Source organism: Bosea beijingensis, assembly GCF_030758975.1.
Lineage (GTDB): Bacteria > Pseudomonadota > Alphaproteobacteria > Rhizobiales > Beijerinckiaceae > Allobosea > Allobosea beijingensis.
This window is the reverse complement of the sequence record NZ_CP132359.1, coordinates 197978-208523: the sequence shown is the minus strand read 5'-3', so window position 1 is coordinate 208523 and position 10546 is coordinate 197978. Positions and strand designations below refer to the sequence as shown.

The following is a 10546-nucleotide window of genomic DNA, read 5'->3' as shown; positions in this document are numbered from 1 at the left end:
GGATGAATCCAGGCCTCGACCTGTCGATCTCCCTGCCGGAGACCGAACTCGCCGATCGGAGCGGCCTCGGCCCCCTGTTCCGCGTCGAGGGCCTTCTCCATAACCTGCGCTCCGACGGCCTGTTCGCCCGGGCATCGCGGGCGGAGGTGCCGATTCCGGCCAACCCGCTCCCGGGCGGATCCGATCTGGTTCTCGACCTCGGAGATGGGCGCGCGTCGATGTCGGGGCGCCGCTGGACCTTGCATGTCGACGGCGAAGCGGGGGAGGGCGCCCTTGTTGCCGCCTTGCTCGCCGGGCGGATGCCATTGGTCGAACTGAAGGAAGGCGCGGCGCTGATCGCTGCCGGCCGGCCGGGAACCGAATATGGCCGCATCCTTCTGGCGACGCTGGACGATGTCCTCAGCCGCGTGGTGACGCTGATCGTCGCCGCCGTGGCGGGCGGGCGGTTGCGTGTCCCAGCCCTGCCGCCGACGGAAGCCGAGCAGGCGGAGCCCCCGCCGCAGGCCGGCATCGCGCAGACCGTCGTCAAGGCGGGGGTCTCGAAGGCGATCGAGCTGGTCTATCGGAGCTGCTTCCACGCGCCGCATTGGCGGGTCGGCTGGCGCAGGCTCGACGGCCCCGATCTGTTTTCGCTGAAACGGCATCCCGACAGCGGCTGGATCGACCTGCCGGATGACGGCACCCGCTTCTATGCCGATCCGTTTCCGATCCTGCACGAGGGCAAGCTCACGCTCTTCCTCGAGGATTTCGTCCACGCGACCGGAAAGGGCATCATCTCGGCGGTCGAGTTCGGGCCGGACGGTCCCTTGGGCACGCCCGAACCCGTCTTCGAGCAGCCGGGCCATCTCTCCTACCCCTTCGTTTTCGAACGGGATGGCGAGGTCTGGATGATCCCGGAAAGCTGCAGCGCCGGACGGGTCGACCTGTTCCGGGCGACGGCCTTCCCCGGCGGCTGGGTGAAGGAGGCGACCCTCATCGAGGGCGTCACCGCGAGCGACGCCACCCTGATCGAGCGGGACGGGCTGTGGTGGCTGTTCGCGACGGTGCGCGACGACGGCGGCTCGTTCTCGGATGCACTGCATCTGTGGTCGGCGCCGGATTTCCGCGGACCCTGGACGCCGCATCCGCGCAACCCCGTGCTGATCGACATCGCCTCGGCAAGGCCGGCCGGGGATATGATCATCCGGGACGGCCAGTTGCTGCGCCCGGTGCAGGATTGCCGTCAGGGCTATGGCAAGGCGCTCGGCATCGCCCGCGTCACCCGGCTCGACGGCGACGGTTTCGCGCAGGAGGTTGAGACCATCATCGAGGCCGGGGGGCCGCTCTGGCCGGGGCGGCGCCTGCACAGCCTGAACAGCGCGGGCGGCTTCGAATTCATCGATGGCTCGGCGATGGCTCGACGGAATCCGCTGGCGCGCCGGAAGCCGGCGGCTGCGCTCGCCAGTTCCTGATGGCGTGGACGGTACGGTCGGCCAGCATGGCGAGCCGGCCGATCAGCGTGCGCGCACCGGTGACTGAGCCCAGCGTCTCGGACTGCGTGGCGAAGCGCCGCTTGAAATCCTCGCCGCCGCACATGAAGTCGACCATCTCCAGTCCCTGGTCGATCGACCACTGGATATAGTCCATCATCAGAACCATGCCGGGCGAGGCGCGCTCGAATTCCGGGTCGTAGGTGGTGATGAAGGCCATCATCCGCCGGCGCTGGACGACATTGATCGAGATCGCGACGACGGTATCGGCCAGTTCCAGCACGAAGACATGGAGGATACCGAGGCGCCGCATCACGTCGACCAGCGCGGCCAGGGCCGGCGCCCCCTCGTCGAACAGGTCGGAGGCGCGGCCATGCCGTTCCAGCCATTTGCGCTTGAGTGCGGCAACGCGGGCCAGCACCGGCTCCAGCGGCTCGTCCGGTCCCATCAGGCGGAAGCGGAGTTCGCCAGCCTCCTCCATGAATTTGCAGCCGCGCCGGTAGTTCTGCCGGGTCTTCTTCGACTGCGCCTCGAACCACTCCGCGCCGCGCTGCCAGGGACCGGCGACGCGATAGCTGATCTCGCTGCGATGGTTGGGGCGCAACGTGCCGGCCGAGATGTCGGAAGCGATGATCGCCCGCATCGCGGCATCGGGCAGGAGCCGGTTGAGGTAGAGCATGTCGAAGCGGCCGGTCGCTGCGATCTCCCACCATAGCGCGGCGACGGCATCGCGGTTCCGGTCCGGAGCAAGCAGCGCGTCGCCATAGTCGCTATGCTCCTTAGCGGCCCATTCCAGCACGGCGACGCCGCGGCGGCGGATCGTGGCGAAGGGCAGCACCGCTTCGAGCTCCGCACCGTTCCAGACCAGGCCGATCATGAGGTCGCGGTCGTCTCGCCGCGTCGCTGTGCGCCACCAGGCATCGATCCAGGCATGACTCTGGAAGACGAGGCCGTCGGCGCGCTGCCAAAGCGCATCCCAGGCCGGGGCGAGCGCAGCGAACTCCTGATAGAAGGTGACGATCTCGATCTCGCGGCCGCCGGCCGCGGCGAGCCGCTTCGGCCGGGTCACGACCGGGTTTCCTCGATCTCCGGCGCAGCCTCCCGGCTGGCGCGCGGGCGCAGGCGCAGCCTGATCTGGTGCCACATCCGCTTGAGCGGCATGAGATAGAGGCCGGAAAGCGACTGGTAGTCGCGGACATTGCGTTCCATCAGCCCGAACTTGAAGTCCTCGTCGGGCTTCGGCACGCAGAGCGTCCCGAAGAAGCGGTCCCAGAACGAAAAGAGCAGGCCGAAATTCTTGTCGTAGTGACGCGGGTCGACACTGTGGTGCAACTGATGCCAGTGCGGGCACAGGACCACGTTGTTGAGCGACCCGAACGAGATCTTGAAATGCGTGTGCCTGACGAAATCCATCATCAGGATGTTGCGCATCACATAGACATTGATTCCGAAGACGGTGAGCTCGACGAGGTTGAGCGAGACCAGCGACCAGATGCCGAAGCAGATGCCGGGGATCACGCCGTCCCAGGCGCGATTCATCAATTCGTCCAGCGGGTGGACGCGATCCTTGGTGATGCCGACCATCACCTCCGCCGAATGATGGACCTTGTGCAGCTCCCACAGGATGGGGAACCGGTGTTGCGCGACATGGTAGAAATAATAGGAGATGTCGTAGGCCAGCAGCATGGTCGCGGTGAAAATCACCGTGGTGATCGGCCCGGCCGGGCCGGGGATCAAGGGCGGGTCGATCTGGAAGAGCGTCGCCAGCACGCGGTTGGTCGCATAGCCCACTGCAACGACGAAGGTGATCCCCGCCGGCAGCATCAGGAAGGGCATCAGCGCCTTGCGCGTCACCCAGAACAGCAGATCGGCCTTCGCCGAGGGGTGCGTGATGATCTCGTTGGGGAACACGAAATCGAAGAATTCGCGGAAGCTGCGTTCCTTCGTTGTCCTGAGATAGGCGACCAGCGCGCTGACGAACGCCGTCAGCAGGAGCATCCCGGTTGCCACCAGGCTCGTCGCCGAAATCTTGTCCAGGATCTTGCCGACGAAGTCGGTCATCTCAGCAAACATCGGCATCTCGATCTTCGATGCGGAGTCTCATCTCCGGCACGCAACTGATTAGACCTTCAGCCGGTACGATTATAGGCCGATGCCCGGACGGAAGCCATTTCTGGTTAAGCCCGGGAGACCGCATTCGCAGAATCTCGGGGCGGCGAGACCGAACGATCGGCCTCTTCCGCCTCCCTTCATCGACGCGCGCGCCGATCAGCGATCGGGCGACAACTCCGCAAAGACCAGGCGGTCGCGCCCCTCGTTCTTGGCGCGGAACAGGGCGAGGTCGGCGGCGTTGACGAGCCTTGCGGGATCGCCCTCGGCGTCGGGCCAGGCGGTCGCCACGCCGACGCTGATCGTCACCCGGTCCGCCCCGTGCGCGATGTTGAGGTCGCGCACGCCCTGCACCAGCCGCTCGGCGACATGGCTCGCGCCTTCCTGCGGCACACCGGTCAGGATCACCACGAACTCCTCGCCGCCGAAACGAGCGGCGAGATCGGTCGAGCGGGTCGAGCCGTCCTGGATCACGCGCGCGACCTGCTTGAGCACATCGTCACCGGCGAGATGGCCATAGGCGTCGTTGTAGCGCTTGAAATGGTCGACATCGATCATCAGCACCGAAAGCGGGCTCTGGGTGCGCTGGCAGCGCTTCCATTCGGCTGTGAGGTATTCGTCGAAATAGCGGCGGTTGCCGAGGCCGGTCAGGCCGTCGATCCGGGTCAGGCGCTCCAGCTCGAGATTGGCGCGCATCAATTCGCGCTGGCTCTCGCGCAGGGCGCGATAGGCCTCGTCGCGCTGGAGATGATCGAGATAGGCGCGGGTGTGGTAGCGCACGCGGGCGATCAATTCGATCTTGTCGGGCAGCTTGACGAGGTAGTCGTTGGCGCCGGCCTGGAACGCCTCGCTCTTGGTCGCCGGGTCCTCCTTGGTGGAGAGCACGATGACCGGCACGGCATGCAGGGCCGGATGCTTGCGGTATTGCCGGACGAGGTCGAGCCCGTCGACGCCGGGCATGACGAGGTCCTGGAGGATGACGGTCGGCTTGACGCGCTGGGCGACGGCGATCGCTTCCAGCGGATCGGTGCAATAGTGGAAATCGACATCGCCGTGATGGGCGAGCGCGCGCCGGACGGCTTCGCAGACCATGACCTGGTCGTCGACCAGCAGGACCATGGACAGATAGCTGTCGGCCGGCGGCGGGACGTCGGGCAGGGAGGGTTTCGTTTCGCCTGTCATGGACAAACCTTCATCAGGACGACGGAGCACACGCCTCGGTCAGGCGAGGGGCGATCGCGCCCAATGGTAGAATCTCGGCGGCCGCGCCGATGGCGGCTGCGGCCTTGGGCATCCCGTAGACCGCGCTTGTGGCCTTGTCCTGCGCGATCGTCAAACACTGCCGATCGCGCAGCAGTTTCAGGCCGCGGGCGCCGTCGCGTCCCATGCCCGTCAGCAGGACGCCGACCGGGTCGCCCTGCCAGCGTTCCGCGACGCTCTCGAAGAACACGTCGACCGACGGACGATAGGGATAGTCGCGCGGTTCGGCCCGGTAGCCGAGCTCCCCGCCCGGCTTGAAAACGAGATGGTCGGCGCTCGCCGCGATCAGCACGATGCCGCGCTCCGGCCTGTCGCCTTCGCGGGCCGGCCGGACGGGCAGGCGGCAATGCTGGCTGAGCCAGCTTGCGAAGCCCGGCACGAATTGCTCGTCGAGATGCTGGACCAGGATGATCGCGGCCGGGAATTCGGGTGCCAGCCCGCCGAGCAGGGTCGCCACGGCGGCCGGACCGCCGGCGGAGGCGCCGATGGCGACGAGGCGTTGCGAGGGGGAGGCCGGCGCGGGCGGCCGGCGTTGACTCAGGCTCACCGCCGGCAGCTTGCGCGAGAGCCGCCCGATCGTCGCGATGCGCGCGAGCAGGGCCGCCGTCTGCGCCGAGCTGTGTCCGTTGAGCCCGACGCTGGGAATGTCGACCGCATCGAGCGCGCCATGGCCCATCGCTTCGTAGACGCCGGAGACATTGGCGTCGACGCTGGCCGTGACCAGCAGGATCGGGCAGGGCGTCTCGGCCATGATCCGGCGCGTCGCCTCGACGCCATCCATCTCCGGCATGTTCAGGTCCATCAGGATCAGGTCGGGCCGGTCGCGCCGGCAGGCCTCGACAGCTTCATGGCCATTCATGGCTATCCACGCCACTTCGTGCTCTGCCGTCGAAGCGATGACGCGTCGCAACAGCTCGACCGCCATCGGCAGGTCGTTCACCAGACCGATCCTCATGGAACGCCCCCACAGCGTATGATTATCCCCATGGTTCGCCGATCAGGTCGACGACCGCATGGATCAAAGTTTCGTCGTGGAAACTCCCTTTGGTCAAATAGTAATCCGCGCCGGCATCGAGGCCACGGCGGCGATCCTCCTCGCGGTCCTTGTAGGAGACGATCATCACCGGCAGGTTGCGCAGGTTGGGATCGCGCTTGATCAGGGTGACGAGCTCGATACCGTCCATGCGCGGCATGTCGACATCGGTGACGACGAGGTCGAACGTGTCGGAGCGCACCGCGTTCCAGCCGTCCATGCCGTCGACGGCGACTTCGACCTCGAAGCCGTGATGGTCGAGCAGCTTGCGCTCCAGTTCGCGCACTGTCATCGAATCGTCGACGACGAGGACGCGCTTGCGCCGCTTCTGCCCGGCGCGCGCCACGCTGCGTTCGAGCGTCCGGAGGCGTCCGCCCGAGACCAGCTTGTCCATCGAGCGGATCAGGTCCTCGACATCCAGGATCAGGACCGGCGAGCCATCGTCCATCAGGGCGGCGGCGCTGACATCCTTGACCTTGGCGAGGCGCGGGTCGAGCGGCCGGACCACGAGCTCGCGCTCGCCGAGGAAGCGGTCGACGACGAGCGCATAGAGATTGTCGCTCTCGCCGACGACGACCGTCGGCAATTCGGTCTCGCCGGCGGCGGCTTCGCCCCGGCCGAGGATCTCATGGGCCGTGACGAGGCCGACCTGCCGCTCGCCCAGGCGGAAATGCGGCCGGCCTTCGAGCAGCTCGATCTTGTCGCGCGGCAGCCGCAGGGCACGCGCGATCGCGGTGAGCGGCAAGGCATAGGGTTCGCCGTCGATCTCGACGAGGAGCGCGCGGATCACCGACAGCGTCAGCGGAAGCTGGAGCTGGAAGCGGGTGCCGATGTCCGGCTCGGAGGTGACGGTGACCTGGCCGCGCACCTGCCGGACCATCGCCTGGACCGCATCGAGGCCGACGCCACGGCCGGAAATGTCGCTGACCGTCGCCTTCATCGAGAAGCCGGGCAGGAAGAGGAATTCGAGCAATTCCTCCTCGCTGAGGTCCCAGACCGTTTCGGCCGTGGTGAGGCCGCGCGCCAGCGTCGCCTGCCGGAGTGCCTCGATATCGATGCCGGCGCCATCATCCGAGACGATGATCTGGAGCAGCCCTGCATTGTGCCGCGCCTCCAGCCGGATCAGGCCCTCGGCCGGCTTGCCGGTGACGCGGCGCTGCTCGGGCATCTCGATGCCGTGATCGGCCGCGTTGCGCAGGAGATGGCCGAGGGGGGCGTCGAGCTGGTCGAGGATGTCGCGGTCGATGCTGGTGGCGCCGCCAACGATGTCGAGGCGCACCGTCTTGCCGAGCGCCCGGCCGATATCGCGGACATTGCGCTGGAAATGCCGGACGCCGTCCTCGAAGGGCCGCATCCGGCTCGCCAGCGTCTCGTCATAGAGCCGGTTGGCGAGGTCGGTCGCGCGGCGGTCGACCGTGTCCATCTCGTCGAGGCGCTGGGCCAGGAGCGCCTGGCCCTCCGCCAGCTTGAGCTGCGCGCTCGTCAGTGCCTGCGCGGCGCGGCCGTCGCCATCGCCTGGTATCGCGGCGCGCAGGTCCTCGAAGCTCTTGGCAAGCTCGGACTGGACGCGCCGCAATCGCAGCAAGCCGTCGTTGAAAGGACGCAGCCGCCGCGCCGACATCAGCGATTCACCGGCGAGGCCGAGCAGACGGTTCAGGCTGTCGGCGGTGACCCTGACCATGCGCTCGCCAGCCGCGCCATCTCCTGTCGGGGCTGGCGCCTCTGTAAGGGCAGGCGTCGGGGGAGGGGTCGCTTCGGCCGCTGGGGCCTTTTCCGTGGGGGCTGAAACGCTCTGAGCAGGCCTCGGCGCAGGCGCCTCCGCTTCATCGGAGACCTGTCGCAGGACCTGCGCGAAAGCCTCGATCCTGCTCCTTGTTTGCGTCTCAGGCTCCTCCGCTCCGGCAGCGATCGCAGCAAGGAGGTCCAGTCCAGCAAGCAGCGCGTCGATATGCCGTTGGTTCAGCCGGATCTTGCCGTGCTGTGCGGCGACGAGACATTCCTCCATCTCGTGCGCGACCTGCACGGCCGGCGTGAGATCGATGATGCGGGCGGCGCCCTTGAGCGAATGGGCGGCGCGCATGCAGGCTTCGAGATGGGCGGCGGCGGCCGGATCGCGTTCCAGGGCAAGCAGGCCGGTCGTGAAGGCCTGCGCCTGCGCCGCGAGCTCGGCCCGGAACAGCTCGAGCATGGAGAGGTCGCTGAGATCCTCGCCGCTCATGCGATGCTCCGGTCGATCAGGTCGAGCAGGCGCCCGGCATCGAGGCAGCCGACCGCGCGGCCGTTCCACGGGATCATCGTCGCGACGACGCTCGCCGCCGAGCGGCCGACCGTCGCCGGCACCGCGCCCCGCTCATGGGCGCGATAGCCGTGCAGGCCATGGACCTCGTCGACTGCGAAGGCGACATGGCGCGCCTCCTCGCCGGTGACGATGAGGCGCGGAAAGACGGCGATGCGCTCGGCGCCGCCGGAGGAGGAGATGGCGCCGATGCCGAGCAAGGCGGGCAGCGAGATGCAGATCAGCAATTCACCGCGGACATTGACGATGCCGCGAACGGCCTCGCTGCGGCGATGAGGCAGGGAATGGACCGGGCGCGGCTCGGCGATCTCGCGGCAGATCGCGGCCGGCAGGCCGAGCCATTCCTCGCCGATGCGGAAGATCAGGACGCTGTCGATCTCCTCGCCTTCGGGCGCCTTCTCGTCGCGCTTGGCGAAATGCTGCGTCCAGGCGTCGCGATAGCCGGGCGGCAAGGGCCGGTCGAGCAGCTTGCGGGCGATCTGAGCATGGGTCGGACAGTTGCGGCAATGGAGATGCTCGTCCAGCTCGGGGCAGGAGCGATCGCCGCTGACGCCGATCTCGCGCCAGCACTCCTCGATGGCGTCGGTCGTCATCGGATCTGTCTCGGCGGACATCAGGCGCCGCTCCGCTTCGTCAGCCGGTCGAGCCGGTCGGCCAGCGCCTTGGCGCCGCTATGGTCGCCCAGGCGCTGTTGGAGCAACCTGAGCTGGGCGAGTGCCCGCTGGTGATCAGGTGCGAGATAGAGCGCCTTGCGGTAGTTGCGCATCGCGTCCTCCGCCGCATCGGCCGCATCATGGGCGAGGCCCAGCCAGTAGAACGCATCCGGCGAGGGGCCGAATTCGGCGATATGGCGCTCGGCGGCTGCGCTCACCTCGGCGAGCCGCCCGGCATCGGCTGCGCGCTCGATACCGGCCAGGCTGGCCGCCACCCGATCCGGCGCAGGCGCGGATGGCTGGGCGGGGGGCGCCTTCTGGGTGAAGGGACGAGGTGTCGGCAGCGGTGCGGCCGTCTTGGCCGGGATCGAGGGGGGAGTTTTCGCCGGAGCCGGTCGCGGCTTTCGCGCAGCCGGCGGCTCGGCGCATTTCACGCGGGCGGCCTGGGCCTTCACGAACGCGAAAGCCCGCGGAAAGCGCACCGATGCGAAGCCGAGCAGGGGCGGCAGGCCGGATTCGGCCGGGCCGACCAGCAGCATCCCGTCATCGGCCAGCATCTGCCGGAGCCGGGTCAGTGCCGCACCTTGCGTCTCGCGATCGAAATAGATCAGGAGGTTGCGGCAGAAGATGACGTCGTAGGCGTCCTGCCCGGCAGGGGTTGTCGTCGCAAGCACGTTGCCGAGGCGGAAGCGGACCTGTCGGCGGACGATGTCATGCGGCCTGAAACCACCTTCTCTGGCCTCGAAATAGCGGTCGCGAAAGGCCATGTCGGCGCCGCGGAACGAATTCTTCCCGTAGATGGCGCGCTCGGCATGAACGAGATTGCGGGTGCTGACATCGATCGCGTCGATCTGGAAGCTGCCTTCCGGAAAGCCGGCATCGAGCAGGGCCATCGCGATGGAATAGGGCTCCTCGCCGGTCGAGCAGGGCAGGCTGAGCAGCCTCAGCGGGCAGCCGGTCGCACGGTTCTCGCTGATATGCCGGACCATCGCGCCGAAGGCCTCGCGGTCGCGGAAGAACCAGGTCTCGGGGACGATGACGGCGTCCACCAACTCCTGCCGCTCAGCAGCGTTGGCCGCGACGAAGGCCCAGTAGGCGTGGAGATCGGCCATGGCGCAGGCCGTCATCCGCCGTTTCAGGGCATGGCGGATGACGGAGGCGCCAACCGTCTCCATGCTCAGGCCGATGGTCTCCCTGAGCAGCTTCTCGAAATCCCGGATCGGCGCGGTCTCGTCCATCACGGTTCCGTCGCTTGCTGACGGAACAGGATATCGCGGATCTCCGGCGTGAGCAGGGCCTCGCCCCGAACCCACTGGATCAGACCGTGCTCGTCGCTGGCGACCGGACCAAGATAGGGCGGCATGCCAGCCTCGACGCCGGAGGTGGTGAAATCCGCGACGTCGCGCTCGATCGTCTCGACGGCCTGTTCGACCAGCAGTCCGAGAAGATCGTCGCGGCCCTGCGCGGCCGGATAGCGCAGCAGGATGATGCGGGTGCTCAGGCGCGGCTCGGCCGGACGCCCGAGCGCCAGCAGCGCGAGATCGACGACAGGCACAGGCCGGCCGCGATAGCTGATCGCGCCGGTGACGCCCGCAGGTGCGCCGGGCAATTGCTTGGCGCTGAGCAGCGGCAGCACGGCCTCGACCTGCCCGGTCTCGAGCACATAGCGATCCCGCCCCAACTGGAACATCAGAAACAGCATCGCGCGGTTCCGTTCCGCCTTTCG

9 protein-coding genes are annotated in these 10546 nt (G+C 67.8%); 1 reads left to right on the top strand and 8 read right to left on the bottom strand.

All coding sequences use genetic code 11. From position 1 onward, the window contains the following. The first annotated feature begins 2 nt into the window (after positions 1-2). A complete protein-coding gene (locus tag Q9235_RS01010; protein WP_306224909.1) occupies positions 3-1451 on the top strand; it encodes a glucosamine inositolphosphorylceramide transferase family protein in 1449 nt (482 codons plus the stop codon). On the opposite strand, the gene Q9235_RS01005 is transcribed toward Q9235_RS01010, so the two are convergent. The 8 genes from Q9235_RS01005 to Q9235_RS00970 all read right to left on the bottom strand — a co-directional run bounded on the left by Q9235_RS01005 (position 1375) and on the right by Q9235_RS00970 (position 10522). Beyond that, complete coding sequence (locus tag Q9235_RS01005; protein WP_306224908.1) at positions 1375-2538, bottom strand: GNAT family N-acetyltransferase; 1164 nt, start codon at positions 2536-2538, stop codon at positions 1375-1377. The two genes, Q9235_RS01010 and Q9235_RS01005, sit on opposite strands and share 77 nt — an antisense overlap. Beyond that, positions 2535-3548, bottom strand: a complete 1014-nt coding sequence (locus Q9235_RS01000; protein ID WP_422678254.1) for a sterol desaturase family protein — start codon at positions 3546-3548, stop codon at positions 2535-2537. Before Q9235_RS01000 ends, Q9235_RS01005 begins: the two co-directional genes overlap by 4 nt. Before the next feature lie 189 nt (positions 3549-3737). Further along, positions 3738-4760, bottom strand: a complete 1023-nt coding sequence (locus tag Q9235_RS00995; RefSeq protein WP_306224907.1) for a GGDEF domain-containing response regulator — start codon at positions 4758-4760, stop codon at positions 3738-3740. A 13-nt stretch (positions 4761-4773) separates the two neighbouring features. Continuing rightward, a complete protein-coding gene (cheB, locus tag Q9235_RS00990) occupies positions 4774-5778 on the bottom strand; it encodes a chemotaxis response regulator protein-glutamate methylesterase (RefSeq protein ID WP_422678253.1) in 1005 nt (334 codons plus the stop codon). A 37-nt stretch (positions 5779-5815) separates the two neighbouring features. Beyond that, on the bottom strand, positions 5816-8089 hold the full coding sequence (locus tag Q9235_RS00985) for a hybrid sensor histidine kinase/response regulator (protein ID WP_306224905.1): 2274 nt from the start codon (positions 8087-8089) through the stop codon (positions 5816-5818). Next, a complete protein-coding gene (locus Q9235_RS00980) occupies positions 8086-8781 on the bottom strand; it encodes a chemotaxis protein CheW (protein WP_306224903.1) in 696 nt (231 codons plus the stop codon). The genes Q9235_RS00985 and Q9235_RS00980 overlap by 4 nt, the downstream gene beginning before the upstream one ends. After that, entirely contained in the window at positions 8781-10058 is a 1278-nt protein-coding gene (locus Q9235_RS00975; RefSeq protein ID WP_306224902.1) for a CheR family methyltransferase, read from the bottom strand. The genes Q9235_RS00980 and Q9235_RS00975 overlap by 1 nt, the downstream gene beginning before the upstream one ends. Beyond that, positions 10058-10522, bottom strand: coding sequence for a chemotaxis protein CheW (locus Q9235_RS00970; protein ID WP_306224901.1), 465 nt, complete (start codon positions 10520-10522; stop codon positions 10058-10060). The genes Q9235_RS00975 and Q9235_RS00970 overlap by 1 nt, the downstream gene beginning before the upstream one ends. Positions 10523-10546 lie beyond the last annotated feature (24 nt).